Origin of the sequence: Rhodococcus sp. WAY2, assembly GCF_009859915.1 — a bacterium.
GTDB lineage: Bacteria > Actinomycetota > Actinomycetes > Mycobacteriales > Mycobacteriaceae > Rhodococcus_F > Rhodococcus_F oxybenzonivorans.
Genome location: NZ_CP046572.1, coordinates 5,190,539 through 5,214,870 on the forward strand (window position 1 = coordinate 5,190,539; position 24,332 = coordinate 5,214,870).

The following is a 24,332-nucleotide window of genomic DNA, read 5'->3' on the forward strand; positions in this document are numbered from 1 at the left end:
GGTGGTGAGGTATGGGGTTACGGCGATAGGGGTCATCGGCAGCGGGTCAGTGCGAGAGTGAGCTCGGCATCGATCACGCAGATACTCGAATTGTCCACCCGATCGCGACTGCGGAGCTCGCCGAGCATGTGTGACAGCCGTTCCGCGGCCGTCGGATGCCGGTCGAGCCAGGCGGCGACGGCGTCCGCCGCGGAAGTGTCGGGGGAGGCGTCCCGCAGAACCGAGCCGATCAGCGCATGCCAGTGCTCCTGCAGGTTGTCGACGAGGACGGCCGCCGCCATCGTCTCCCAGTAGGCGGTACCGGTCTCACCGACGGAGAACCGTTCCGACAGCCAGTCGAGGCCGATGACCTTGCCGAATTCTCGGTAGGTTTCCGCGACCTGGGTGATCGGCAAGCCGAGCGTGCGTGCGGTGTCCTCGAGTGCGAACGCCTGCGCGAGGATGCGCAGCGTGCTCAAGTCCTGCGCGGGTGCACCGGTCAGCCGGGGCAGGGCGGAAGCCAGTTCGCGGACGGGGTCGGTGAATCGCTCGATCGACGCGCGAGCGTCGGTGTCCGCGGTGCGGTGCCGCAGGAGCCACGACGTGGTGCGCTCGATCAGGTCCTGGATGCCGAAATGCAGATTCAACCTCGTGCGGTGGGAGGCACCCGGCAAGGCCAGTACCTGGTCCCACAGCCGATCGATGTCGAATACCTGCCGCACCACCGCGTAGGCGCTCGTGATGTCGGGGGTGCTGACACCGAGGCGCTCCTCCAGGCGATGGATCAGTCCGGGCCCTACCCGGTCGATCATGTCGCCTGCGACGAGCACGGCGACGATCTCGCGAGCCAGTCGGTGTCCGCTGATCTGCTGCGGTACCCGCTCCCGGAGCGGTGCGGGAAAGTAGTCCGCCAGGACACCGTCGAATACCGCGTTGTCGAGGACCGGGGAGGCGAGTAGTTCCGTGACGACGAGATTTTTGGACTGTGCCAACAGGACGGCGATCTCGGGACGGACCAGTCCCTGCCCGGCGCGGTGTCGTGCAGTCAGTTCCGCTGCGGTCGGGAGGACCTCGGCGGATCGACTGAGTCCTGCGTCCCGTTCGAGGTTTTCGATCAGCCGTTCATGACGTCCGAGAAGGAAGGGGGCGTGCACCTCGGCGAGGCTGATCGCGAGGGTCTGGGCCGACGCGTCGGCCAGCACCGACTCGGCAATCTCGTCCTGGACGCGAGCGAGGAGCGAGTTTCGTTCCGCGGCAGGCAGTTCTCCGGCCGCTACCGCCGCGTCCACCGCGATCTTCAGGTTCACTTCGCGATCGGAGGTGGCGACACCGGTGGCGTTGTCGATGAAGTCCGCGTTGATGCGGCCGCCCCTCAGCGCATACTCGATGCGGGCCCGCTGGGTGAACCCGAGGTTCCCGCCCTCGCCGACCACTGCGGCGCGCAGCATGTCGGCGTCGACGCGGACGGAGTCGTTGGCCGGGTCGGCAGCGTCGGCGTTGCTTTCCGCGGACGCCTTGACGTAGGTTCCGATTCCGCCGTTCCACAACAGATCGACCTCAGCCTTGAGCAGGGCCTTCACCACCTCGTGCGGGGGCAGTTCTGCTTCCTCGACGTCGAGCCGTTCGCGCACCCGAGGGGACAGCGGAATCTTCTTGGTGGTCCGGGGCCACACCCCGCCACCGGCGGACACCACGTCGCGGTCGTAGTCGTCCCAACTGCTTCCCGGCAACCCGGCCAATCGTTCGCGCTCGCGGTAGGACGCTTCGGAATCCGGGTCCGGGTCGAGGAAGATGTGCCGGTGGTCGAAGGCGCCGACGAGGCGGATCGCGCGACTGAGCAGCATGCCGTTGCCGAAGACGTCCCCGGACATGTCGCCGATCCCCACCACGGTGAACGCGTCGGTGTCGACGTTCTTACCCATCTCGGCGAAATGTCTACGTACCGAAACCCATCCACCGCGTGCGGTGATACCCATTGCCTTGTGGTCGTAACCGGCCGAACCTCCGGAGGCGAAGGCGTCGCCGAGCCAGAAACCGCGGCGCACCGCAATGCTGTTGGCGAGGTCGGAGAACCGTGCCGTGCCCTTGTCGGCGGCCACCACCAGATACGGATCGTCGCCGTCGTAGATCACGGTGTCGCGGGGGTGCACCACCTCGCCGTCGACGATGTCGTCGGTGACGTCGAGCAGTCCCTCGATGAAGGTCGTGTACGCCTGCCGCACAGCATCGGGAGCCGGACCGGTGCGCACGACGAACGCGCCCTTCGCGCCCATCGGAACGATCGGCGAGTTCTTCACGTGCTGGGTCTTCATCAGTCCCAGTACCTCGGTGCGGAAGTCGTCCTTGCGGTCCGACCAGCGCAGACCGCCGCGGGACACCGTGCCGCTGCGCACGTGACTGCCCTCGACTATCCGAGAGTGCACGAAGATCTCCCGGTACGGGGTGACGGGAGCGGACAGCGACAGCAGCGCAGGATCGATCTTGAACGCCGCCGCGGTGCCGGTTCCCCCCGTGCGGTCGTGCTGAAACCAGTTGGTGCGCAGTACGGCCGAGATGAACGACAACATGCCGCGCAGCAGGCGGTCCTCGTCCAACGTCGTGGTCTTCTCGATGGCGGTGAGGAGGATCTTCTCCGCATCCGCGACGGCCGCGCCCTGATCGCTCCGCGCAGGATCGAACCGAGCCGCGAACAGTGCGCCGAACCCACGCACGAAACTGCTGTTGCGCAACAGGATTGCCACGATGTTCGGCTCCGACAGGCCGAGTCCCACCTGGCGGAGATAACGGCAGGCCGCACGGATCAGGACGGCGTCGGACCACGACACGTTGGCGGCCGGAATGAGACGGGTGAATCCGTCCACCTCCAAATGTCCGGCGGCCGCGGCCCCGAACGCGGCGGAGACGAGGCCGGGAGTCGTGCTGTCCCAGGCGGAGCCGTCGGTGCTGAAATCGAAGCGGTGCACTACCGTCTCGCCGGACTCGGCGGCGGGAAGCTGCTCATGGGAGGCAACCCGCAAACCGAGGTCGGCGAAGAGCGCGACGAGCTCCGCGAGCAGGGGAGCCTGCGGCCAGACCATCACGGCCGCCCGCCCGGACCCGGTGTCGGCGGGGTCGAGGAAACGTAGCTGCGGAGTGGTATCGCCCGATGCTTGTACCGCGCTCGATTCGGCGCGCTCGTCCTGATGTGGACGAGGAGTGTCGGTCGTGCTCGGAATGACACCGGTAAAGCTCATCGTGTGGCTCCTGACCCCTGATCTGGCAAACGCGTGACTGGGGACAAGTCTGCCGAGGAGAGACGCACGCCACAGCCGACGAAGTGGAGCGTCGAACACCGGCCGGTGCGACATTTAGGCACCCGTGAGTACTTATTAACCGCGGGGGGGCTGTTGCGAAATTGAGGGTCGGGGTGCCCGCGTGTCTACATGCTGTGACCTGCGGTTTCCTGGATAATGTGTTGGTGGCCAAGGGATATCGACCGGTAGATCGTGATCAGCAGTTCCTGTTGCCGCCGGACATGCGGGAGTGGTTACCGGCCACCCATCCGGTGTGGACGGTGATCGAGATCGTCGGCACCCATCTCGATACCCGGGCGTTCCATCACGACCGCCGCACCGGCGGTGCGGGGCGGGCCGGCTACGACCCGGACATGCTGGTGACCTTGCTGATCTGGGCGTGGTCGCGGGGAGTGCGCTCGTCCCGGCAGATCGAGCGGGCCTGCTCGGAGGTGGTGTCCTACCGGGTGATCTGCGCCGGAGACGCCCCCGATCACGCGACGATCTCGCGGTTCCGCAAGGACAACCACACCGCCTGCGAGGAGTTGTTCACGCAGGTCCTGATCCTGGCCGCGCGGATGGGACTGGGCCGACTCGAAACGATCGCGTTGGACGGGGTGAAGATCGCCTCGAACGCCTCGAAGGACGCCAACCGCACCGAGGACGGGCTCCGCCGAGCGGCCGAGGCGGAGGCCGCGCGGATCGCCGCGGCGGCGGCGGCCGCGCACGCGGCGTGCGACGACGCCGAGGACGACCTCTACGGCAACGACGGTCCGGGACCGGGGCAGGTGCCGGCGGAGTTGGCCGATCCGGCGACCCGCTCAGCGCGGATCGCGGAGGCGTTGGCCCAGCTCGAGACGGAAAAGCAGGACCAGGATGCCGACCGGGACCGTAAGGCCCACGATTATCTGAGCAGGCTCGATGCGGGTCAGACGGTGATGGGGCGGGTGCCGGTGGGGGCCGAGGTCGCCGCCGCCGAGCGGCGGCTGGCGCAGGCGGTCGCCGCGCAGCAGGGTGTGCTCGACCGGTTCCGGGATGCTCCCGCCGCCGGTCGGGGCCGGTTCGTGCCGAAACCGGTCGACGAGCATCATCTGGTGCGGCGGCGGCGCACCGAACTCGAAACCGCCCTGTGTAAACACCGCGAGCGCATCGCCGCCGCCGGGCAGCGGCGCCGCAACATCACCGACCCGGACTCGCGGTTGCAGCCGCTGCGCGGCGGCGGGTGGCTACAGGGATACAACTGTCAGGCGTTCACCAGCGAGGACGGGGTGATCCTGGCCACCGGGGTCGGGACCAGCCCCGCGGACTATGACTACTTCCCTGACCTGGTCGACAAGGTCGGCAAGGCCGCGCAACTGATCGACGCCACCCGTCGCGGCCGAACACTTCCCACCGACCCGCCCCCTACCGGCCCGGACCCCGCCGACCCGACACCGGAGGAGTTGATCGGGGTGATGCTCTTCGACGCCGGGTACTGCTCGCGGAGCAACCTGACCTCGCCCGGCCCGGACCGGTTGATCGCGACCGGCAAGAGCCGGGACCTCGAGGCCGCCGCGGCCGACGATCCGATTGCTGGATCCGCACCACCGCACCCGCACCCGGATCCAATCCGGGCGATGGCCGATCGGCTACGCACCGAGGACGGCATCGCCACCTACCGCAAGCGCTCACCGATCGCCGAAACCGTGTTCGGACACGCCAAACACAACCTCGGCTTCCGCCGGTTCACCAGCCGCGGCCTCGACCGGGCCCGCAGCGAATGGGCGTTCCACGCCGCCGTCCACAATCTCGGCAAGATCCTCACCCACCTCACCGGCGGAACCACCCTCCCGGCCACCACCTGACCGAGAGCCGCAAAGGTGCGGGATCCCCCACCGCGGCACCCCCTCACCCGCCAGCGCGGTCACACATTTCGCAACAGCCCCCGGGTGGTTATGAAGTACGCACGGCTCGCCAGGTGGACACCGCCGCCGTACCCAGAAGACCTCCGGTGATCACGAAGATCGACGCCGTGCCCGCGACACCGGCCATAGCGCCTGCGGCCAAGGGGATCAGCACCTGGCCCAGGCGGTTCCCGGTCAGGCGCAGAGACAACGCGGCTGCCCGGTTGGGGCCGGTGACGAGGCCGGTCACCCAGGTCATCGTCAGCGGCTGCCCGATGCCCCAGAAGAAGCCGGCCACCACCAGGAGCAAGGCCATCCACCACGGATCGCGGACGAAAGGCAGGAGCGCGGTGGGCAGCGCCGAACACAATGTCGCGGAGACGAGCAGTCGCTGTCGCGGTGCCCGGGTGAGCAGCCACGGCAGAAACGCCCGGGACACGATCGATGCCGCGGTGCGCGCGGTGAGCAGCAACGACACCAGCAGAACGCTGAAACCGAATTCGTGGCCCAGGACGGGCAGATAGGCCACGACGACGTCGACGGAGGCGAGGACGATGAGGCTGCTGAACACCGCGGGTCGCATACCGGACGTCGAGATCATGCTCGCGACGGACTGCTGCTGGTCTTTCGCGGCCGGCTTCCTGGACTGCGGACGCTCGCGGATCGGCCACGCGAACGGAATCGACGCCAGCGACACCGCGGCCATGACCGCCAGCGCGAGAGTAGTCTGCACCGGTCCGCCGTCCGAGCTGCGGGCCGCGATCAGCCCCACGACCGGCACGCCGACGGCCTGACCGACCGACACGCCGAGGGTCAGGCCCGCGAACCCCTTGTCCAGCTCGCCCGGTTTCGACAGCAAGGTGATGAATCCCTGCCCGGCCACGGTGACGAGAATCTGGCCGAACCCGAGAATCACGTTGCCCACGCCGAGAACGATCAGGTCGTTGCTGAGCGCGATCACCACGACACCGAGTGTCGTGAGCGCCACGCCGGTACGCAGGACCGCTGCCGCGTGCCGCTGGTCGACCGCCCGCCCGATGCGGACCGCGACGAGCAGGGGTGCCAGCGAGAACAGGGCCGTCACGATTCCGATAGTGACCGCGTCACCACCGAGAGCGAGGACACGGTACGAGACGAGAACGCGGACGGCGTGATAGACGGCCTGGAGTAGTGCGGTGGCGATACAGACGTTGAGGAACCAGTGCTTCAACGGCTCACCCGTTGATCACCCGACGATCGCCGAGCGGCGCCTGCAAAGGCACCTCGAGCGTGCCGAACACTGCGACCAGGATGCACATCTTGTCGGCCGACTCCGGCAGGCTTCCGGTGCGTAGGGAGATGGTGACGGTGGTGTCCGTCTCGGTGACGGTCGCATCGGCGCCGTAACACTCCGGGGTTCCGGTGACGAAATGGATCGCGACCTTGTTGCCGTCGGCGCGGGACCACGACTCGAACGGGGTCGGATGGGCACGGACGATGTCGGGCCGGGCGGTGAACACCGTACCGAATTCCTCGCCGGGTACCTCGCTGGGCACGGGCATCCCCGACGACGGATGGGTGGGGCTCGGGTCGACGGCGGATGCGATCTCGGGGGGAATCGTCGGTTCGTCGGTGCTCGAGGTGGACCCGCATCCGGCGACGGCGAGGCAGGCCAGCACTGCGAGGGCGATTACGCGCATAAGCCACCGTAACCCCGTCACGCGAGCAGTCCCGAGACCAGCGCAATTGCCGGAATTGCCGCCAAAGTAGTGACGAAGGCCGTGTCCCGCGCCAGCACCGTTCCGCACCGGTACCGGCTGGCGTAGACGAAGACGTTCTGCGCCGTCGGCAGGGTCGACACAACCACGATCGCGAACAATTCATGCCCCTCGAGGCCGAGTAGGTATCGCGCCATCAGGTACGCCAGGACGGGTTGCACGCCGATCTTGAGCACCGAAGCCAGTGCGACTTCCCGGCGTGGACTCGTTCCCTTCTCGAGGACGCGCACCCCGTACAGCGAGATACCGAAGGCGAGCAGGGCACCCGGCACGGAGGCGCCGCCGATGAGCCGGAACGGTTGCATCACCGCTTCGGGCGGAGTCCAGTCGACGAGGGCGAGCACCAGTCCCGCGGCGCCGGCCACGACGATCGGATTCTTGAACGGCGCGGTCACGGTCTCGAGTCGTGATGCGCTCCTGCGCAACGTGGTGATGTCCAGGATGGTCAACGCGATCGGCGAGTACACGATTATCTGGAACAGGAGCAGTGGGGCCACGAACGACGCGTCACCGAGCACGAACACCGCAATGGGAATGCCCAGGTTCGCGGAATTGACGTACGACGCCGACAACGCCCCGATCGTCAGCTCCGGAAGTGACCTGCGCAGCCATACCCGCGCCACCACCATGTACAGTGCGCCGACTGTCAAAGCGGTCGCAGCAGCGACGGCCAGCGTCGGCGAAAAGATCACGGAAAGGTCGGACGATGCAAGCGAATCGAAGAGCAGCGCCGGTGTCGCGACGAAGAACACCAGCCTGCCCAGGACGGATTCGCCCTCCGCTCCGAGCGTTCCACGCCGGCCGAGAATGTAGCCGATCGCGATGATCACGAAGATGACGGTGAATCCCGCAACTATTCCCGACACGCTGCGGGGCACCTCCTCGACCGGTGAGCCTCTTGTCGGCAAACCGTCCGAAGTCTAGTGGGCACTTTTCCGGTGGGTGACAATAGGCTCGAGCGGGAACCGGGAGAGGCACGTGCGTTCGGACGTGCGCGAGGAGTTGCGATGCTGCGTCGGACGACCATTCTGTGCGCGCTGTTCTGCGCCTGCGTTCTCACGGCGGTCACGGCTCCCGCTACGTCTGCGCTGGCGCCCCCGTCGAGCGGTGACCCGCAATTGGTGTCGCTCGCCGGACAGGTTCTGAGCCGCAGCTATCGCGAGAACGCCAGTGTCGCATACGTGGACGCCTCCGGAACCCGGTTCGCCCACTTCGGCGCGGCCGACGACACCGAGTACGAGATAGGTTCTCTCACCAAGACGTTCACCGCGCATCTGTTCGTCGACGCGGTGGCGCGCGGTGAGGTGCGGGAGGACACCACCGTCGGAGAATTGTTGCCGTTGCGGGGTGCGCCGGTCGCCGACGTGACCCTGCTCGAATTGGCCTCGCACACGTCGGGACTGGCACAGTTTCCGATGACCACCGATACCGTTGTGGCGGTGGGCCACTGGATGTCCGCGACCAATCCCTTCACATACGGCCGGGAGGCGCTGCTGCAGCAGGTGCAGTCGGCGCAGCTCGGCAGTCGCGGAACGTACGCGTATTCGACGGTTGGTTTCGCGTTGCTCGGACAGGCGTTGGCCGCAGCCGTCGGCACCGACTATCCGTCGCTTCTGCGCGAACGGATGCTGGTACCGCTCGGGTTGTCGGATACCTGGTTACCGCTGACTGCGGCAGACCTGCCCGCCGACGCCACCCGCGGATTCGACGTACTGCATCGATCGCAGGCCCCGTGGCCACTCGACGCCTACGCTCCCGCCGGTGGGCTGCGGTCCATGGCGGCGGATATGGCGGGCTACGTACGGCAGCTACTCGACGGCACGGTGCCGGGCAGCGCCGCGATGGATCAGCGGTGGATCGGCAACACCTACCGGGCATTGACGTGGTCGGTGGTGCCGTTCGAGGGTGGCGAGTACACGCTCCACGGCGGGGCGACGGGCGGGTTCCAGTGCACCGTGGTTCTCGATCGGCGCGGCGAGCGCGGATTGGTCATTCTCACCAACACCATCGGTGGCCTCGAGCAGCAGGGACTCGACATCCTGTCGTCGCTCTGAGCTCGAGCGAGTGCGACCAAAGGCTCGGCGTTACCGTCGTACCCCTGGCGGGTATGTGCCGCTACAGTGGAAGTCATGACCCCGGCGGCGAGACGTATGCGTACGCCCACCGCACGCATTGCGTTCCTCGTCACGGTGGCGGCTGCGGTCCTTGTGATGCATAGTTTCACCGCCGCTTTCGCTCCGGCTCATGACGGTTCGTTGCGTGCCGTGGCCGCCTCGCACGACCCCGGCACGAACCACGGCCACGACTGCGCGGAAAACGAGTGCCAACAGTCGCACCCCCACGGACATCACTGCGCCGGCATGGTCGTCGTGGCACCGGCGCTCACGCGTGCGACGGTACCCTGCGTGGCCGGTGCCGAGGCGCCGTCGCCGACGTCGCGGGTGAGTGTCGACCGGGTGCAGTCCGGACGTGGACCACCGGCGTGGACCGTGTTGTCGTTGGCGCAGCTGTCGATACTGCGGGTGTGACGGGGAGTCCGGAGCTCAGGGCTCCGGCGGATCTTGCTCTCACTTTCCCGAAGCATGTCCATGAGGAGATTTCCCATGCGTACCACCCATGCAGGTTTCATTGCCGCGGCGGCCGGCGCCGCGCTCGTCCTCGCCGGCTGCGGCACCGACTCGTCCGACCCGAGCAGCTCGGGCGCCTCGCCGACGTCCCGCTCCCTGTCGATCTCGGCCGAGGCCGGCAGCGGGGCCGAAGCTCAGTTCAACGACGCCGACATCACGTTCCTGCGCGGCATGTATCCGCATCATGCGCAGGCGGTGCAGATGGCCGAGATGGTCGACGGCCGCACCGACAACGCCGAACTGCTGGCGCTCGCCCAGCGGATCGAGGCCGCTCAGGCACCGGAGATGGATCAGATCACCGGGTTGCTCGGTCAGGCGGGTGACACCGCTCCGACGTCCACCGGTCACGAAGGGATGGACCACGGGTCGGGCGCCGGAATGATGTCCGAAGACGACATGTCCACCTTGATGGGCATGTCGGGACCCGAGTTCGACCGGATGTGGCTGACGATGATGATCGAGCACCATGAGGGCGCCGTCGAGATGGCCGACACCGAACTGGCGGAGGGCGAGAATCCCGATGCCAAGCAACTCGCCACCGGCATCGTGAGCGCTCAGCAGCGGGAAATCGCCGAGATGCAGGCGATGCTCGGCTAGCTCCCCTCGTGATGCATGCCGAAGGCCGCGTAGTCCGTGGACTACGCGGCCTTCGGTTGTCTGTGAAGAAGCTGCTACCGGCTGGTGAAAGGCAGCAGGGCCATCTCGCGAGCGTTCTTGACGGCGACGGCAACCTGGCGCTGCTGCTGCGGGGTCAGGCCCGTCACGCGGCGGCTACGGATCTTGCCGCGATCGGAGATGAACGTGCGGAGAAGATTGATGTCCTTGTAATCGACGTACTCGATCTTCGCCGCGAACAACGGGTTCTTCTTCGGCTTGCGTCCCTCGACGGGACGCGGCTTCTTCGACGGTGCTCTCTTGACTGCCATCTTCTTCCTTTACCAGCTCGACTTGTGGACGCCTGGCAGCTCCCCGCGGTGTGCCATCTCGCGAACACGCACGCGAGAGAGCCCGAACTTCCTCAGGTGGCCGCGCGGACGTCCATCCGCAGCGTCTCGATTGCGCAATCGTACCGGACTCGAGTCCCGGGGTAGACGCTGCAGTGCCGTCTGCGCCTGCGCGCGCTCGTCATCGCTGCTCGACGGGCGGCGGATGACCTCTTTCAGTTCGGCCCGCCGCTCTGCGTAGCGCGCAACGATGATTTTGCGCTGCTCGTTCTTTGCGATCTTCGACTTCTTCGCCATCGGGGTGTCTTCTACTTTTCTTCTCGGAAATCGACGTGGCGCCGGACGACGGGGTCATACTTCTTCATCACCAGTCGGTCGGGGTCGTTGCGGCGGTTCTTCCTGGTGACGTAGGTGTGTCCCGTACCCGCCGTCGACTTCAGCTTCACGATCGGACGGATTTCGTTCCGGGCCATCAGACCTTCCCTCCGCGGGCCCGGATTTTGGCAACCACGGCCTCGATTCCGTCCCGGTCGATGGTTTTGATCCCCTTGGCGGAGACGGTGAGAGTGATCCGCCGCCCCTCGCTGGGCAGAAGGTATGTCTTCTTCTGAATGTTCGGATCCCAGCGCCGATTGGTGCGCTTGTGGGAGTGCGATACGGATTTGCCGAATCCTGGCCGGCGTCCGGTCACTTGGCAATGTGCCGACATGGGCATTCCTTTCTGTCTCCTCCCGCATCCAGGCGACTACCGGTCAGCAAGGTGATGACAATCATTTTCGACAACGACGAAAATCCAATGTAGCGTTTCTCGGTAAGCAATGACAATCGTTATCGAAAGGGTGCTCGTGAGTGAGATTCACCGGACGCCGCTCGTCCTGGTATCCGGATGGAGCGGCCCCACCGACACCGTCGCGCGGTCGCTGCTCCGTGACGACACCGTGGTCGTGCATCACGACCTCGACCTCGTGCACGAAGGCGTCGTGCGGCGCACCGTCACCACGATGGAGTCGGGGAGAGAGCGCACCCGCGTCGGAATTCTCGAGCTCGCGCACGGCTGTATCTCCTGCACACTCCGGGAAGACCTGCTCCCGTTGCTCCGCCGCCTTCATACGCGCAGCTCCGTGCAGCGCATCGTGTTGCACCTCGACCGCCGGCTCGAACCCGAGGCCGTGTGCTGGGCAATCGAGCACGTGGTGGTGTCCGGGGTAGTCGGCCAGCTCGACGGAACCGCCTCACGCGATGTCCGTGTCGAGGCCGCGATCACGTGCATCGACGCCCAGTCGTGGCTCGACGACGCGACCGGCGACGAGGCTCTGGACGACGACCGGACCGTCGCCCAGGTCGCCGTCGGGCAGGTCGACTTCGCCGACGCCCTGGTGGTGTCGGGCAGCGCCGGCGACGGGTGGCAGCAGGCCAGGCTCCACGCCGTCCTGGCGCGGCTCGCTCCCGGCGCACCGATCGCCTGGGACGTCGACGGACTCGACGTCGAGCGGTTGCTCCTGGAAATCCCCTCCGGTGCCCGGCGGGGCGAGCTGACGAACGCCCACTCACCTCTGCTGCGGGGGCAGCCGCCGCTGTCGCACGACTGCGGGGTCATGATCGTCGAGTTCTCGGCGAACCGGCCCTTCCACCCCGAGCGACTGCACGAGGCCATCGACGTTCTTCTGGAGGGTGTGGTCACGGCGCGCGGCCGGGTGTGGGTGGCCACGCAGCCCGACGAGGCGCTGTGGCTCGAATCCGCCGGTGGGGGACTGCGGGTGGCGAGTGCGGATCGATGGCTGGCCGCGATGACCCCGGCCGAACAGGACCAACTCCCCACGGCGCGGCGAGCAATGGCGGCCCTGTGCTGGGACGAACGGTTCGGCGACCGGCACAGCTCGATGGTGGTTCTGGTACATGCGGCCGACCCCAGCGACATCGACCGGACGCTCCAGTGGGCGCTGGTCACCGACGAAGAACTCGCCGACGAGGCCGCGTGGGAGTCGTGGCCCGACCCGTTCGGCCAGTTCCACGAAGACCCCTGCGACAGCAGCGAATCACCGTACGCAGAACCCGACAGCTCGAGAGAGGGACACGAATGAAACCGAACATCCACCCCGACTATCACCCCGTGGTCTTCCAGGACGCCAGCACCGGAACCACGTTCCTCACGCGGTCGACGGTGACCAGCGACCGCACCGTGGAGTGGGCGGACGGCAACACCTATCCGCTGGTGGTGGTCGACGTGACCAGTGAGTCCCACCCGTTCTGGACCGGCGCGCAACGCGTCATGGACACCGCGGGCCGCGTCGAGAAGTTCGAACGCCGGTATGGAGTGCGCAAGCGCCTGTGAGTACTTCTTAACACTCCGTGGTTAAGAAGTACTCACAGGCGACGAAGGAGGAGCGAGAAAGATGGCAGTACCCAAGCGCAAGATGTCGCGGTCCAACACGCGTAGTCGTAGGTCGCAGTGGAAGGCTCAGGTTCCCGACCTGGTGGAGGTGACTGTCGGGGGAACCACCCACCGTGTACCCCGCCGGTTGGTGAAGGCCGTGAAGCTGGGATTGCTGGACCCGGCTGGCAGGTAGGCCCGACCCGGCCGGGACGAAACGACGGCAGGCCCGCGTGCGAACCTTGGCGGGTGCTGCTCTACATCCTCGAACTGGTGGGCATCGCGGCGTTTGCGGCGTCGGGTGCGCTGGTGGGCGTGACGAAGCGGCTCGACATCTTCGGGGTGTGCGTGGTCGGTGTCTTCACCGGTATCGGTGGCGGCATCGTCCGCGACCTCCTGCTGGACATCCATCCGCCCACGTCGCTGGGGAGCTGGCCCAACTTCGGCACTGCTCTCGGCACGTCGTTGCTGGTGTTCTTCCTGCACTCGGCGCTCAGCCGACTGCGTCGCGAGATCCTCGTGCTCGACGCGGTGGGTATGGGCCTGTTCGCGAGTACGGGTGCGGTGATTTCACTCGAGCACGGCGCGAGCCCACTGGCCTCGTGCCTGATCGGGGGCACGGCGGCTATCGGCGGGGGGATATTGCGCGACGTGTTGGTGAACGAAGTTCCGCTGCTGCTCCACAGGGATCTCTACGCAATCCCCGCGCTCCTGGGGTCGGCGCTGGTGGTCGTGTCGAGTGAACTCGGGTCCGGTCCGAACGCCGCTCTGATCGCGGGCACGGCGCTGGCCTCGATTCTCCGTCTGCTCGCGCTCTGGCGAAAGTGGAGCCTGCCGGGACCGCGCATCGTGGAGTGATCACATCCGGCTCCGTACCGACCCTTCTCAGCCATTACTCAGTCGGCCGGGTCAAACTGTCGGGTATGCGCATTCTGGTGGTCGACGACGATCGGGCCGTGAGGGAGTCCTTGCGGCGGTCCCTGAGCTTCAACGGGTACTCGGTGGAACTGGCCGTCGACGGTATCGATGCGCTCGAGAAGGTGGCGGCCGCACGACCGGATGCGCTGGTGCTCGACGTGATGATGCCGCGCCTCGACGGCCTCGAAGTGTGCCGGCGGCTGCGGAGCACCGGTGACGACCTGCCGATCCTAGTTCTTACCGCTCGCGACTCCGTGTCGGAGCGGGTCTCGGGACTCGATGCGGGAGCCGACGACTATCTTCCCAAACCGTTTGCCCTCGAGGAACTGCTCGCCCGGCTGCGCGCTCTGCTACGCCGGGCGGCGCCCGAACCGGGAATCGACTCGGAGAAGATGACCTTCGAGGACCTGACCCTCGACCCGGTCACGAGGGAGGTGACGCGCGGCGAACGGTCCATCAGCCTCACCCGTACCGAGTTCTCGCTGTTGGAAATGTTGATGGCGAACCCGCGCCGGGTGCTCACCCGTGGCCGCATCCTCGAAGAAGTGTGGGGTTACGACTTCCCGACGTCGGGCAACGCCCTCGAGGTCTATGTGGGGTATCTGCGTCGCAAGACGGAGGCTGATGGGGAGCCGCGCCTGCTTCATACCGTGCGGGGCGTCGGCTACGTGCTGCGGGAGACTCCTCCGTGATGGCTGTGCCGTTCCACCGAACCGCCGACAAGCCGGGGTTGCCGGGGCACGAACCGCACGCCACCGGCCGATACCACACCGGACCGATTCCGCTGCCGCCGGAGATGCGTCCACCGATGCCGTTGACGCGGTCGGTGTCGCTGCGCTGGCGTGTCACGCTCCTCGCGGCGTCGGTAGTGGCAATCGCGGTGGCCGTGATGGCGATCGCCGCCTACGCGGTGGTGTCCCGGGCGCTCTACGCAGACGTCGACAATCAGTTGCGCACGCGCGCATCGGCGTTGATCGACAGCAATCTGGTGACGTTCGACCCGCGCTACATCGCGGGTGCGACGCTGTACACGACGGACATCAGTGTGGCGCTGATCTTCCCGGACCTCGACACGTACACGCCGCCCGGTTCGAGTGTTCCCATCGGCGAGCCCGAGTTGGCGGTCGCCCGTGGTGAGGAGGGCACGTCGCTGCGTACTGCCGAGAACCAGCGGGTGCTGGCCGAGCGCACCCAGGACGGCAGCACCCTGGTGATTGCCCAGCGCCTCGCACCGACCGGTGCGGTGCTGGACCGACTGGCGTGGGTGCTGTTCGTGGTCGGTGGGTGCGGTGTCGTTCTCGCGGCGGTCGCCGGAACGACGGTGGGACGCACAGGGCTCCGGCCGATCGCGCGGCTCACCGCGGCCACCGAGAGGGTGGCGCGCACCGATGACCTGACCCCCATGCCGGTGACGGGTAACGACGAACTCGCGCGGCTGACCGAGAGTTTCAACACGATGCTCCGGGCGCTGGCCGAATCACGTGAGCGCCAGAGCCGGTTGGTGGCGGACGCCGGTCACGAACTGCGGACACCGCTCACCTCGTTGCGGACCAACATGGAATTGCTGATCGCGTCGAGTCGCCCTGGCGCCCCGCACATTCCGGACGAGGACATGGCCGAACTGCGCACCGATGTGGTAGCGCAGATCGAGGAGCTGTCCACCCTGGTGGGCGATCTCGTCGATCTCGCCCGCGAGGATGCGCCCGAGACGGTGTTCGAGCGCGTCGACCTCAGCGAGGTGGTGGAGCGCTGTCTCGAGCGGGCGCGCCGCCGCCGCAACGAAATCGACTTCACCGCCGTCACCGTTCCATGGTTCGTCTACGGCGATCACGCCGGGTTGTCCCGGGCGGTATTGAACGTGCTCGACAACGCGGCCAAGTGGAGTCCCACCGGTGAGCAGGTGCGTGTGATGATGAAGCCTGCCGGCGAGGGATTGCTCGAGCTGACGGTGGACGACGCCGGCCCCGGCATCCCCGAGGAAGACCGCGAGCTGGTGTTCGACCGCTTCTACCGTTCCATGGCGTCGCGCTCGATGCCCGGCTCGGGATTGGGGCTCGCCATCGTGCGGCAGGTAGTCGTCAAGCACGGAGGCACCATTGCCGTGGACGTCTCCGAGCGGGGCGGTGCACTCATCCGCATCGTTCTTCCCGGGGAACCGGAGTCGGAATAACCTGGGGAAGGGTTGGGCAAACTCAAAGGCCGGTCTCAGGACCTTCTCAGTCCCACCGGGCACTCTCGTACACAGAGACGGTGCGGCTGCCCCTGCGGGTGGCCGCGGGAGATGGAAGTGATGCGATGACCGAAGATCGAAACAGTTCCGACAGCAACAGTCGCGACACCGGTGACCAGGCTGCCCGGCCCGCTCCGGGCTACCAGCCGACTGAGCAGTTCCCGACCACGCCGCACCGCCCTACCGGGCCGGGCCCGCAGGCCTACGGATCGGCGGGCTACCAGCAGGGCGCCCCGTACGGCGTTCCACATCAGTCCACACAGCAGTTCGGGCAGCCGCAGCACGGCTCGGGACCCCAGCAGGCCGCCCCGCAACAGGGAGCGCCCACGGGGTCGTTCTCCGGTCACTACGGGCCGGGACAGCCGGCGTCGGCAGCGACGGCCAAGCGTCCCGCGCGGACGGCCATCGTCGTCGGGGCCGTCGCACTGGCGTTGGTGAGCGGCGGCATCGGCGGTGCCGTCGGTTCGCTCGCTACCCAACGGGACGGCAGCGGCGCGGCGGTCACCAACTCACTCGACGCTCCGAAGAACAACACCGCAACTCCCGCGGTCAACGCCCCGGCGGGCTCGGTGCAGGCCGTCGCGAACAAGGTGGTCCCGAGTGTCGTCCAGATCGAGGTCGCAACGGCCGGCGGATCCGGTGGGGAAGGGTCGGGGGTCGTGTTGTCCTCCGACGGTCTCATCCTCACCAACAATCACGTCGCCGGCGCGGCGGCGAGAGGGGGCAAGCTGACGGTGGCCTTCTCGGACGGCAGTACCGCGGACGCGACCCTGGTCGGCGCCGACCCGGTCTCAGACCTGGCTGTCATCAAGGCGTCGGGCAAAACGGATCTGACACCCATCGAACTGGGAACGTCCGCCAACGTCCAGGTGGGTCAGCAGGTGGTGGCGATCGGTTCGCCGCTCGGGTTGGCAGGCACGGTCACCGAGGGAATCATCTCCGCCCTCAACCGTCCAGTGTCGACCTCCGGTGAGTCGGGCAACCAGAACACCGTCATCGATGCCCTGCAAACCGACGCGGCGATCAACCCGGGCAACTCAGGTGGCGCTCTCGTGAACATGGACGGGCAGCTGATCGGGATCAACACGGCGATCGCGAGTATCGGGGGAACCGGAGCGGGGGAGCAGAGCGGCTCCATCGGCCTCGGATTTGCGATCCCGGTCGATCAGGCTCGCCGCATCGCCGACGAGTTGGTCGACACCGGCAAGGCCACGCAGGCCATCATCGGCATCCAGGTTCCGTCGCAGGATGCCGCCAACGGTGCCACCGTCGTCGAGGTGACGCCGGGCGGCCCGGCCGAGAAGGCCGGAATTCCGAAGGGGTCGGTGATCACCAAGGTCGACGACCGTGTCATCACCAGCGGTGACGCCCTCATCGCTGCCATCCGTTCCCACGCACCAGGAGACACAGTGTCCATTACGTACTCGGACGGAAACGGGTCGAACACCAAGACCGTCGATGTCACGCTGGGAACCGCAGAACAGGGCGGCCGATGATGAACGCAGGGATCCTCGGGCAGGTCGAGTCCGTGTTGAACGGGGCCACTACGGTAGGGACCATGGATATCGAAGCCTCGCTGGCCGGCCGCGCGCTGGTAGTTATCGTCGACGACCGCACCGCCCACGGTGACGGCAAGGACTCCATCGGTCCGCTGGTCACTGAGTTGCTCAACGAGGCCGGCTTCATCGTCGACGCCATCGTCGCGGTGGCAGCCGACGAGGTCGAGATTCGCAACGCCCTCAACACCGCCGTCATCGGCGGGGTCGACCTCGTCGTCTCCGTCGGCGGTACGGGTGTCTCGCCGCGTGACGTCACGCCCGACGTCACCGCGGAGGTACTCGACCGGGAGATCCCCGGAATCTCCGAAGCGCTGCGCACGTCAGGCCTTGCAGCAGGTTCCCTCGACGCCGGTTTGTCGCGCGGTCTCGCGGGTGTGTCGGGGAGCACGCTGGTGGTCAACCTGGCGTCTTCGCGCGCTGCCGTGCGAGACGGCATGGCGACGCTGACGCCTCTCGCGTCGCACGTCATCACCGAGCTGTCCGGTCTGGAAGGCTGAGCCATCTCCACTTCCCCTCCGTCGGACGGCGAGCCGACCGAGAACGCAGCACCGAGCCGGGCCCCGATCGACAGGGCCCGGCTCGCGCGCATCTTCGGGGACGTCTTCCCCGACACCACCGCCGACGAACGCGGGCCCGGCGGATCTCACGCTGTGGGACGAGACGAGGAATCCGCGGAGTGGTTTCGGCGACAGGTGCCCCCTCATCACGGTTGACCGACCGTTGAATCAGCGTGAATTTTTATGTTGGCGTCGGTTACGTTAAATGCATTCCTTCCAAAAGGCCAGGTAAAACTACCGTCCCCCGGCGTGTGCGCACAGGAAATTACTGACGAGTAACGTTCATCTTTCAACTATGTGAGGTACATCACAAAGCTGTCACGAGACGATCACGTTGCCGGGATCGTTAGGGAAGGTTAATGTCCCTGGCGAGTCAGTACTGAAATGGAGGGGCGGGGCGTGGTGCCACGTCGTCGCCGGACGAACGTCATTTTGTGAGGTTCGTCTCTAGCGTTCAGTTTCCAGTAACTGGTTGCGCGCAGTTCACTCTGCGTCCACCTTTGCTGCGAATACTGCGCTGGGCCCGAAATGGACCACTCCTCAGCTTCGATCGTCGGGGCTGGGAACCTGCACGAATCCTGATGAGGGGAACGAATGAGCGAGAACCGCAAGTCCGGCCTGCGCCGTGGCGCCCGTATTGCAGGCCTGGGTGCTGCTGCGGCTGTTGCACTCGGTTTGATGTCCACTGGTGCGGCGAGCGCGGATACTTTCATCCCGCTGCCTGATGGTTCGAAGGCGGGCCCGAATGCCACGCTGACGCGTACCGGGGAGAGCGCGTTGTCGTCGCCGTCGTTGGCTGCCAATGGTGCCGGTCGTGTGGCCTGGGTCTCGGGAACTGTCGTTGCTGATGTCAAGGGCATCAAGGAGGTCACCGAGGTTCCGGCCGCGAACGGCGTGGCGGCAAACAGTGCGGGTTCGTACAACGGTACGAACGCGACGACGACGCATGGTGTTTCGCGGGTGTCGACCGGGTACATCGTGGGTTGCCAGGTCGATATCACGGGTCTGTCGGCGAATCCGTCGTTCAGTCTGGGGCTGGATTCGTTGTCGCCGAGCCTGGGGCTGACGGTGCCGTTGAACTCGGGTGAGGTCAAGTACGTGCCGGTGGCCGCGAAGGACATCAAGAAGGACGGCGTGTACGCGTTGCAGTACCAGGATGCGGAGCTGCAGGTGCAGAAGTGCGGTGGATTCGCGCAGGCTCGGTCGTACTCGGTCGTGGAGATCGTGGGTAACGACTACTCGAAGACCGTTCTGTACGGTGCGCCGTTCAGCATCGGCTGATTCGGCTCGTTCGCAGTTCTTTCCACCCACCTTCTCGCGTGTGCGAGTTATATCCCTGAGAGGGAACAATGATCATCAATCGTAAGAACGGTGTGCGTCTGGCTGCGGTCGGTGCCGCTGCTGCCGCGACCATGGGCTTCTTCTCGGTCGGTGCGGCGAACGCTGACACGTTCGTTCCGCTGCCCGGTGGTTCGATCACGCAGACTCTGGCCGACGGCACCGTGGTGACGGTGAACCTGACCGATGAGAGTGCGAACATCTCGCCGTCGATGGGTTCGACTCCGTTGCACCGCAACGTCTGGGTCAACGGCAAGGCCTCCGTCACGCTCGACGGCGCCGGCGCCAAGGGTGCCACCATCACCCCCGGCTACATCCTTGCCTGCCAGGTCGACTTCGGCGCGAAGGCTGGTGGCAACGCCTCTGCCGGTGGTAAGGATGGCATCAAGCTCTCCGAACTCGGCAATGCTGATGTGCCAATTGCTGTCGGTGGCAGCGGCAACGGTGGCGTCACGCTCGGGCCGGGCCAGGCAAAGAACGTCACTATCCTCGACCTCGAGCAGAAGGACGCCTACGGCTCCGAGTCGCACTCCGGCGGCAACAAGTTCACGGGCAAGACCGGCTCGGTCACCTGGGCCGACTCGACCCTCGGTGTGAGCGGCTGCGCCGGCTTCGCCCAAGCTCGCAGCTACGTCAAGGTTGCGGTCAGCACCGACAACGTGACCAGCAACGTCACCCTGTGGGGACAGCCCTTCAGCATCGGCTGATTGCTTCCTCCATAAAGAAATGCAAAACCCGAAATCGGGGCGTGGAATTACTCACGCCCCGATTTTGGGCTTTCTGCAATGGGTTATTACGTGAAGATCACGCGACATTTTGTCAGGTAACGCACGTGTAAATGTACGTATTCGGATATGACGATACGGACTCTTATGCTTTAGCTTAAGACCTCGCTAGGTGTGAGGAATTCTCCGAAGGTCGGAGCAACCCACACATGATGAGGGGAACGAATGAGCGAGAACCGCAAGTCCGGCCTGCGCCGTGGCGCCCGTATTGCAGGCCTGGGTGCTGCTGCGGCTGTTGCACTCGGTTTGATGTCCACTGGTGCGGCGAGCGCGGATACTTTCATCCCGCTGCCTGATGGTTCGAAGGCGGGCCCGAATGCCACGCTGACGCGTACCGGGGAGAGCGCGTTGTCGTCGCCGTCGTTGGCTGCCAATGGTGCCGGTCGTGTGGCCTGGGTCTCGGGAACTGTCGTTGCTGATGTCAAGGGCATCAAGGAGGTCACCGAGGTTCCGGCCGCGAACGGCGTGGCGGCAAACAGTGCGGGTTCGTACAACGGTACGAACGCGACGACGACGCATGGTGTTTCGCGGGTGTCGACCGGGTACATCGTGGGTTGCCAGGTCGATATCACGGGTCTGTCGGCGAATCCGTCGTTCAGTCTGGGGCTGGATTCGTTGTCGCCGAGCCTGGGGCTGACGGTGCCGTTGAACTCGGGTGAGGTCAAGTACGTGCCGGTGGCCGCGAAGGACATCAAGAAGGACGGCGTGTACGCGTTGCAGTACCAGGATGCGGAGCTGCAGGTGCAGAAGTGCGGTGGATTCGCGCAGGCTCGGTCGTACTCGGTCGTGGAGATCGTGGGTAACGACTACTCGAAGACCGTTCTGTACGGTGCGCCGTTCAGCATCGGCTGATTCGGCTCGTTCGCAGTTCTTTCCACCCACCTTCTCGCGTGTGCGAGTTATATCCCTGAGAGGGAACAATGATCATCAATCGTAAGAACGGTGTGCGTCTGGCTGCGGTCGGTGCCGCTGCTGCCGCGACCATGGGCTTCTTCTCGGTCGGTGCGGCGAACGCTGACACGTTCGTTCCGCTGCCCGGTGGTTCGATCACCCAGACTCTGGCCGACGGCACCGTGGTGACGGTGAACCTGACCGATGAGAGTGCGAACATCTCGCCGTCGCTGGGTTCGACTCCGTTGCACCGCAACGTCTGGGTCAACGGCAAGGCCTCCGTCCACCTCGAGGGTGCAGGCGCCGAAGGTGCGGATATTCAGCCGGGTTACGTCCTCGCCTGCCAGGTCGACTTCGGCGCGGAGGCGGGTGCTGAGGCTTCAGCGGGTGGCGAGGATGGAATTGCGCTAAGTACGCTCGGCGACTCGACTGTGCCGATTCCATTCTCTGGCGGCACAAGCGGGGGCGTCACCCTCGGCCCCGGCGAGGCAGTGAGCGTCGATATCCTCGACCTTGAATCGGCCGATCCGTACGGCGCTGAGTCACACTCGGCATACAACAGCTTCGAGGGTACTGATGGTTCGGTGAGGTGGGCCGATTCGACCCTCGGTGTGAGCGGCTGCGCGGGATACGCCCAGGCACGGTCGTACGTGAACGTGTCCGTCGAGACGGAGAACGTGAGCAGCACCGTCACCCTGTGGGGACAGCCCTTCAGCCTCGGCTGACTTCTTCTGTAGCGCTCAGACGTCGGGCCCGTGCACTGGACTGTGCGCGGGCCCGCGTCCGTGTGGTGACGGAACTTATTGTCGTGTCTTCTCCAGGTTCGCGGCCTTGTCTGCGGGCATGGAGTGCGCGCCGCCGGCAGTGGTTCCCGAGGAGTCGGTTTCGAGGCTCGCCTCGAGGATGTCGCGAATCTGAATCAACAGGTCGGCCTCGCTCGCCTTCTTGTCGGCGGGTTCGGTGATGAACCGTTTCTTCGCGGCGTTGGCAGGAACGATGAGGATGAAGTAGACCACCGCCGCGATGATCACGAAGTTGATGACGGCAGTGATCACGGCCCCGACATTGATGAAGGTTGCGGGGTTGTCGGAGAGGACCTGGTAGCCCCACCCGAGATCGTTGGCTCCACCCGCGACTGCGATGAGCGGGTTGATCACGTTGTTGGTGAACGAGGTCACGATGGCGGTGAACGCCGCCCCGACGACTACGGCGACGGCGAGGTCGAGGACGTTCCCCCGAAGCAGGAAGTCCTTGAATCCCTTGAGCATGTCGATGTCTCCTCCAGTGGGTGGCACGTCAGTCGGCACTGTCCGGGCAAAAGCCTAGATCAGAGGCGGCGCAGGTGGCGGATCACTGGAATGTCACGGTGATCGCATTGGTGAGCGATGCAGCGGCCACCGTGGTGGCCTCGGTTGCCGGCAAAGCCAGCATCACCACGCGATCGCGCTGGTCACGGCCGTTCCCCGACGGAGTGACCAGTACGACGACGGCGTCGGAGGCCAACACGGTGGCATTCTGCGGCCGACCCGAGTGTGCTGGTGTGTCCGAGTCGACGGTCAGGACATCGACGCGATCACCTTCCCTGAGAAGTTCCGCCACTGCCGGATCAGCGAGGCGAACCGGGACTATGCGCGCATCCTCGATACCCGCGGCGGTCGCTGCCAGGCGTGGTCCCAGCACTCGCACGTCCGTGAGCGTTTCGCCTGCGCGAGCTGGGCTGGCGAGTGTGCGACCACTGACATCCGACAGTGCCGTGACGGCTCCGTCGGGAAGGCTCCGCACTTCGAGTTGCCGTACCTCGAGATCGGTATCGACGAGGATTCGTCCCGGTTGAAGGTCGCGCACAGCGACCACGACGGGAGAGTGAGCAGAGTCGGGGTCGCCGCGAAGTCCGAGCGCGACGGCAAGGCACGCCAGACCGGCTGCTGCTACGCGTCGTGCGACGAGGGTACGTGCCCAGCTCGGGTGGGTGAGGTCGGACAGGCGATCGAACCAGGAAGGACCGAGGCTTCGGTGCGCCCGGGTGACCCGATTCCGGGCGGGGTTGCGTGACATGATTCGACGCTAGGACCCCACCCGGCCCGCGAGGGGCAGCGAACGGCCTGCCTGTGTATAGGCGAGAAGTTGTGGATAAAAAGGTTCCGCGAGTGAAGTTAGCTGGCTGCAGCCTTGGCCGGCGCAGCGGTCGCGGTGCTCGTCGAGCTAGAAGACGCCGTTGACGAACTTTCCGCCTTCGCAGCGGGCGCGGACTCGGTCTTGGCGGGCTCGCTGGCGGCTCCCGAGGACCCGCGGCTGTCGGTGCGGTAGAAACCGCTGCCCTTGAAGACGATTCCGACGGAGTTGAACAGCTTGCGAAGCTTGCCCGAGCATGCAGGGCAGACGGTCAGCGAATTGTCGCTGAACGACTGAACGATGTCGAAGCGGTTATCGCATTCCGTGCACGCGTATGAATAAGTGGGCACTGGGGCTCCTCCGCACTGTGTAGTCAAACCGCAGGTGTTAGCACTCTACAGTCGACAGTGCCAACAACGCTAATCAGCACCTTATTCCGCGGCATTTCTTCCCGGGACGGACTCGACGTCCTCGCCCAGGCGGACGAGTCCGGAACCTGGTGTCAGTGCCCAGCCCATCCGCACGTCATGAGGATCTTCAGGGAGTTCTGCCACCAGTTCTCCGTCGCGGACCACCGTGATCAGACGGGTCTGCGGTGTTGCGAGTCCGAGCGTGCGGTCGTAGAAGCCGGCTCCTCGCCCGAGGCGGACGCCTCGCCGATCGACTGCCAGAGCGGGCACGAAAACGATCTCGGCCGTCCGGATTTCTTCGGGATCGAGGACGGCTCCTGTCGGCTCGAGCAGGCCGTATGGTGCATCGACCAGCTGCCGGGCACCGGTGTATTCGGACCAGAACAGCGGCCCGGGACCACGGGTGACGGGGACGAGGACGCGTCGAACGATGCCGGCGAGGGCGTCGAGCAGATCCACCGACCCCGGCTCGAGTGCCGTGGGAACGTACGCACAGACCACCGAATCGGCCGCGACACCGACTGTGATCAGTTCGGCGAGTGCCCGATCCTCGGCCGCTCGCACGCCCGAGTCCAGTGCACGTCGGCCGGAAAGTACCTGTTCCCGCCACTCGGCCTTGCTTCGCGCCTGCATGCGACCACTGTAGGAGCACCCGAGCAGGCATTCTCGGCGGGTTCTCCGACGCCATTCACGGCCGCT

General features: G+C 66.0%; 28 protein-coding genes. 16 read left to right on the plus strand and 12 right to left on the minus strand.

Annotated features, from left to right (window positions below; all coding sequences use genetic code 11):
• Window positions 1–32: 32 nt before the first annotated feature.
• Window positions 33–3,212, minus strand: coding sequence for an NAD-glutamate dehydrogenase domain-containing protein (locus GFS60_RS23355; RefSeq protein ID WP_159924975.1), 3,180 nt, complete (start codon window positions 3,210–3,212; stop codon window positions 33–35).
• A gap of 218 nt (window positions 3,213–3,430) precedes the next feature.
• Here GFS60_RS23355 and GFS60_RS23360 point away from each other — a divergent pair, with 218 nt between their 5' ends.
• On the plus strand, window positions 3,431–5,095 hold the full coding sequence (locus GFS60_RS23360) for a transposase (protein WP_201453431.1): 1,665 nt from the start codon (window positions 3,431–3,433) through the stop codon (window positions 5,093–5,095).
• An 88-nt stretch (window positions 5,096–5,183) separates the two neighbouring features.
• On the opposite strand, the gene GFS60_RS23365 is transcribed toward GFS60_RS23360, so the two are convergent.
• The 3 genes from GFS60_RS23365 to GFS60_RS23375 are packed head-to-tail and all read right to left on the minus strand — an operon-like array spanning window position 5,184 to window position 7,757.
• Window positions 5,184–6,344 (minus strand): MFS transporter, encoded by a 1,161-nt coding sequence (locus GFS60_RS23365; RefSeq protein ID WP_159924977.1) that lies wholly within the window; start codon window positions 6,342–6,344, stop codon window positions 5,184–5,186.
• A 4-nt stretch (window positions 6,345–6,348) separates the two neighbouring features.
• On the minus strand, window positions 6,349–6,813 hold the full coding sequence (locus tag GFS60_RS23370) for a hypothetical protein (RefSeq protein ID WP_109332631.1): 465 nt from the start codon (window positions 6,811–6,813) through the stop codon (window positions 6,349–6,351).
• 17 nt (window positions 6,814–6,830) lie between these two features.
• Complete coding sequence (locus tag GFS60_RS23375) at window positions 6,831–7,757, minus strand: AEC family transporter (RefSeq protein ID WP_159924979.1); 927 nt, start codon at window positions 7,755–7,757, stop codon at window positions 6,831–6,833.
• Between the two features lie 141 nt (window positions 7,758–7,898).
• Between GFS60_RS23375 and GFS60_RS23380 the strand changes: the two genes are divergently transcribed.
• The 3 genes from GFS60_RS23380 (at window position 7,899) to GFS60_RS23390 (ending at window position 10,115) form a co-directional block, all read left to right on the plus strand.
• The gene (locus GFS60_RS23380; RefSeq protein WP_159924981.1) at window positions 7,899–8,945 is read left to right on the plus strand and encodes a serine hydrolase domain-containing protein; all 1,047 of its coding nucleotides are present in this window, start codon (window positions 7,899–7,901) and stop codon (window positions 8,943–8,945) included.
• 75 nt (window positions 8,946–9,020) lie between these two features.
• Entirely contained in the window at window positions 9,021–9,419 is a 399-nt protein-coding gene (locus GFS60_RS23385; RefSeq protein WP_236603264.1) for a DUF6153 family protein, read from the plus strand.
• A 75-nt stretch (window positions 9,420–9,494) separates the two neighbouring features.
• Complete coding sequence (locus GFS60_RS23390; RefSeq protein ID WP_159924983.1) at window positions 9,495–10,115, plus strand: DUF305 domain-containing protein; 621 nt, start codon at window positions 9,495–9,497, stop codon at window positions 10,113–10,115.
• Window positions 10,116–10,189: 74 nt separating this feature from the next.
• Here the strand turns inward: GFS60_RS23390 and rpsR are convergent, their stop codons facing one another.
• The 4 genes from rpsR to rpmB are packed head-to-tail and all read right to left on the minus strand — an operon-like array spanning window position 10,190 to window position 11,171.
• Window positions 10,190–10,444 (minus strand): 30S ribosomal protein S18, encoded by a 255-nt coding sequence (gene rpsR, locus GFS60_RS23395; protein ID WP_005238639.1) that lies wholly within the window; start codon window positions 10,442–10,444, stop codon window positions 10,190–10,192.
• A gap of 9 nt (window positions 10,445–10,453) precedes the next feature.
• Window positions 10,454–10,759, minus strand: coding sequence for a 30S ribosomal protein S14 (gene rpsN / locus GFS60_RS23400; RefSeq protein WP_109332620.1), 306 nt, complete (start codon window positions 10,757–10,759; stop codon window positions 10,454–10,456).
• 11 nt (window positions 10,760–10,770) lie between these two features.
• Entirely contained in the window at window positions 10,771–10,935 is a 165-nt protein-coding gene (gene rpmG / locus GFS60_RS23405) for a 50S ribosomal protein L33 (RefSeq protein WP_159924985.1), read from the minus strand.
• Window positions 10,935–11,171, minus strand: coding sequence for a 50S ribosomal protein L28 (gene rpmB / locus GFS60_RS23410; protein WP_159924987.1), 237 nt, complete (start codon window positions 11,169–11,171; stop codon window positions 10,935–10,937). Before rpmB ends, rpmG begins: the two co-directional genes overlap by 1 nt.
• 109 nt (window positions 11,172–11,280) lie before the next feature.
• On the opposite strand from rpmB, the gene mrf reads away from it, so the two are divergent.
• The 12 genes from mrf (at window position 11,281) to GFS60_RS23470 (ending at window position 21,836) form a co-directional block, all read left to right on the plus strand.
• On the plus strand, window positions 11,281–12,543 hold the full coding sequence (gene mrf / locus GFS60_RS23415; protein WP_159924989.1) for a ribosome hibernation factor-recruiting GTPase MRF: 1,263 nt from the start codon (window positions 11,281–11,283) through the stop codon (window positions 12,541–12,543).
• Window positions 12,540–12,794 (plus strand): type B 50S ribosomal protein L31, encoded by a 255-nt coding sequence (locus GFS60_RS23420; RefSeq protein WP_109332605.1) that lies wholly within the window; start codon window positions 12,540–12,542, stop codon window positions 12,792–12,794. The genes mrf and GFS60_RS23420 overlap by 4 nt, the downstream gene beginning before the upstream one ends.
• A 61-nt stretch (window positions 12,795–12,855) precedes the next feature.
• Entirely contained in the window at window positions 12,856–13,029 is a 174-nt protein-coding gene (rpmF, locus tag GFS60_RS23425; RefSeq protein ID WP_159924991.1) for a 50S ribosomal protein L32, read from the plus strand.
• Window positions 13,030–13,082: 53 nt separating this feature from the next.
• On the plus strand, window positions 13,083–13,691 hold the full coding sequence (locus tag GFS60_RS23430; protein WP_159924993.1) for a trimeric intracellular cation channel family protein: 609 nt from the start codon (window positions 13,083–13,085) through the stop codon (window positions 13,689–13,691).
• Window positions 13,692–13,756: 65 nt separating this feature from the next.
• Complete coding sequence (locus GFS60_RS23435) at window positions 13,757–14,443, plus strand: response regulator transcription factor (RefSeq protein ID WP_109335292.1); 687 nt, start codon at window positions 13,757–13,759, stop codon at window positions 14,441–14,443.
• Window positions 14,443–15,921, plus strand: coding sequence for a sensor histidine kinase (locus GFS60_RS23440; protein ID WP_159924995.1), 1,479 nt, complete (start codon window positions 14,443–14,445; stop codon window positions 15,919–15,921). Before GFS60_RS23435 ends, GFS60_RS23440 begins: the two co-directional genes overlap by 1 nt.
• Window positions 15,922–16,046: 125 nt before the next feature.
• Entirely contained in the window at window positions 16,047–17,477 is a 1,431-nt protein-coding gene (locus GFS60_RS23445) for a trypsin-like peptidase domain-containing protein (protein WP_159924997.1), read from the plus strand.
• Window positions 17,477–18,037 (plus strand): MogA/MoaB family molybdenum cofactor biosynthesis protein, encoded by a 561-nt coding sequence (locus tag GFS60_RS23450; RefSeq protein WP_109335291.1) that lies wholly within the window; start codon window positions 17,477–17,479, stop codon window positions 18,035–18,037. The genes GFS60_RS23445 and GFS60_RS23450 overlap by 1 nt, the downstream gene beginning before the upstream one ends.
• Window positions 18,038–18,691: 654 nt before the next feature.
• Window positions 18,692–19,378, plus strand: a complete 687-nt coding sequence (locus tag GFS60_RS23455) for an MspA family porin (RefSeq protein ID WP_159924999.1) — start codon at window positions 18,692–18,694, stop codon at window positions 19,376–19,378.
• Window positions 19,379–19,446: 68 nt separating this feature from the next.
• The gene (locus GFS60_RS23460) at window positions 19,447–20,142 is read left to right on the plus strand and encodes an MspA family porin (RefSeq protein ID WP_159925001.1); all 696 of its coding nucleotides are present in this window, start codon (window positions 19,447–19,449) and stop codon (window positions 20,140–20,142) included.
• A 243-nt stretch (window positions 20,143–20,385) separates the two neighbouring features.
• Entirely contained in the window at window positions 20,386–21,072 is a 687-nt protein-coding gene (locus GFS60_RS23465) for an MspA family porin (protein WP_159924999.1), read from the plus strand.
• A gap of 68 nt (window positions 21,073–21,140) precedes the next feature.
• Window positions 21,141–21,836 carry an MspA family porin gene (locus GFS60_RS23470; RefSeq protein WP_159925003.1) on the plus strand — a complete coding sequence of 232 codons (696 nt, stop codon included), beginning with the start codon at window positions 21,141–21,143 and terminating at the stop codon, window positions 21,834–21,836.
• Between the two features lie 75 nt (window positions 21,837–21,911).
• Here GFS60_RS23470 and mscL read toward each other — a convergent pair whose 3' ends face one another.
• The 4 genes from mscL to GFS60_RS23490 form a co-directional block, all read right to left on the minus strand.
• Window positions 21,912–22,379 (minus strand): large conductance mechanosensitive channel protein MscL, encoded by a 468-nt coding sequence (mscL, locus tag GFS60_RS23475; protein WP_159925006.1) that lies wholly within the window; start codon window positions 22,377–22,379, stop codon window positions 21,912–21,914.
• Between the two features lie 82 nt (window positions 22,380–22,461).
• Window positions 22,462–23,166 carry an SAF domain-containing protein gene (locus tag GFS60_RS23480; protein ID WP_109332592.1) on the minus strand — a complete coding sequence of 235 codons (705 nt, stop codon included), beginning with the start codon at window positions 23,164–23,166 and terminating at the stop codon, window positions 22,462–22,464.
• Window positions 23,167–23,264: 98 nt separating this feature from the next.
• Complete coding sequence (locus GFS60_RS23485) at window positions 23,265–23,573, minus strand: FmdB family zinc ribbon protein (RefSeq protein ID WP_109332591.1); 309 nt, start codon at window positions 23,571–23,573, stop codon at window positions 23,265–23,267.
• Between the two features lie 81 nt (window positions 23,574–23,654).
• A complete protein-coding gene (locus GFS60_RS23490) occupies window positions 23,655–24,266 on the minus strand; it encodes a 5-formyltetrahydrofolate cyclo-ligase (protein ID WP_159925008.1) in 612 nt (203 codons plus the stop codon).
• Window positions 24,267–24,332: the final 66 nt, after the last annotated feature.

What these genes read in the sequence shown, in the direction of transcription:
- GFS60_RS23355 (WP_159924975.1), bottom strand. Translation starts at nt 3,212, where the DNA reads ATGAGCTTTACCGGTGTCATTCCGAGCACGACCGACACTCCTCGTCCA.
- GFS60_RS23370 (WP_109332631.1), bottom strand. Translation starts at nt 6,813, where the DNA reads ATGCGCGTAATCGCCCTCGCAGTGCTGGCCTGCCTCGCCGTCGCCGGA.
- GFS60_RS23380 (WP_159924981.1), top strand. Translation starts at nt 7,899, where the DNA reads ATGCTGCGTCGGACGACCATTCTGTGCGCGCTGTTCTGCGCCTGCGTT.
- GFS60_RS23385 (WP_236603264.1), top strand. Translation starts at nt 9,021, where the DNA reads ATGACCCCGGCGGCGAGACGTATGCGTACGCCCACCGCACGCATTGCG.
- GFS60_RS23390 (WP_159924983.1), top strand. Translation starts at nt 9,495, where the DNA reads ATGCGTACCACCCATGCAGGTTTCATTGCCGCGGCGGCCGGCGCCGCG.
- rpsR (WP_005238639.1), bottom strand. Translation starts at nt 10,444, where the DNA reads ATGGCAGTCAAGAGAGCACCGTCGAAGAAGCCGCGTCCCGTCGAGGGA.
- rpsN (WP_109332620.1), bottom strand. Translation starts at nt 10,759, where the DNA reads ATGGCGAAGAAGTCGAAGATCGCAAAGAACGAGCAGCGCAAAATCATC.
- rpmG (WP_159924985.1), bottom strand. Translation starts at nt 10,935, where the DNA reads ATGGCCCGGAACGAAATCCGTCCGATCGTGAAGCTGAAGTCGACGGCG.
- rpmB (WP_159924987.1), bottom strand. Translation starts at nt 11,171, where the DNA reads ATGTCGGCACATTGCCAAGTGACCGGACGCCGGCCAGGATTCGGCAAA.
- mrf (WP_159924989.1), top strand. Translation starts at nt 11,281, where the DNA reads ATGACAATCGTTATCGAAAGGGTGCTCGTGAGTGAGATTCACCGGACG.
- GFS60_RS23420 (WP_109332605.1), top strand. Translation starts at nt 12,540, where the DNA reads ATGAAACCGAACATCCACCCCGACTATCACCCCGTGGTCTTCCAGGAC.
- rpmF (WP_159924991.1), top strand. Translation starts at nt 12,856, where the DNA reads ATGGCAGTACCCAAGCGCAAGATGTCGCGGTCCAACACGCGTAGTCGT.
- GFS60_RS23435 (WP_109335292.1), top strand. Translation starts at nt 13,757, where the DNA reads ATGCGCATTCTGGTGGTCGACGACGATCGGGCCGTGAGGGAGTCCTTG.
- GFS60_RS23440 (WP_159924995.1), top strand. Translation starts at nt 14,443, where the DNA reads ATGGCTGTGCCGTTCCACCGAACCGCCGACAAGCCGGGGTTGCCGGGG.
- GFS60_RS23445 (WP_159924997.1), top strand. Translation starts at nt 16,047, where the DNA reads ATGACCGAAGATCGAAACAGTTCCGACAGCAACAGTCGCGACACCGGT.
- GFS60_RS23450 (WP_109335291.1), top strand. Translation starts at nt 17,477, where the DNA reads ATGAACGCAGGGATCCTCGGGCAGGTCGAGTCCGTGTTGAACGGGGCC.
- GFS60_RS23455 (WP_159924999.1), top strand. Translation starts at nt 18,692, where the DNA reads ATGAGCGAGAACCGCAAGTCCGGCCTGCGCCGTGGCGCCCGTATTGCA.
- GFS60_RS23460 (WP_159925001.1), top strand. Translation starts at nt 19,447, where the DNA reads ATGATCATCAATCGTAAGAACGGTGTGCGTCTGGCTGCGGTCGGTGCC.
- GFS60_RS23465 (WP_159924999.1), top strand. Translation starts at nt 20,386, where the DNA reads ATGAGCGAGAACCGCAAGTCCGGCCTGCGCCGTGGCGCCCGTATTGCA.
- GFS60_RS23470 (WP_159925003.1), top strand. Translation starts at nt 21,141, where the DNA reads ATGATCATCAATCGTAAGAACGGTGTGCGTCTGGCTGCGGTCGGTGCC.
- mscL (WP_159925006.1), bottom strand. Translation starts at nt 22,379, where the DNA reads ATGCTCAAGGGATTCAAGGACTTCCTGCTTCGGGGGAACGTCCTCGAC.
- GFS60_RS23480 (WP_109332592.1), bottom strand. Translation starts at nt 23,166, where the DNA reads ATGTCACGCAACCCCGCCCGGAATCGGGTCACCCGGGCGCACCGAAGC.
- GFS60_RS23490 (WP_159925008.1), bottom strand. Translation starts at nt 24,266, where the DNA reads ATGCAGGCGCGAAGCAAGGCCGAGTGGCGGGAACAGGTACTTTCCGGC.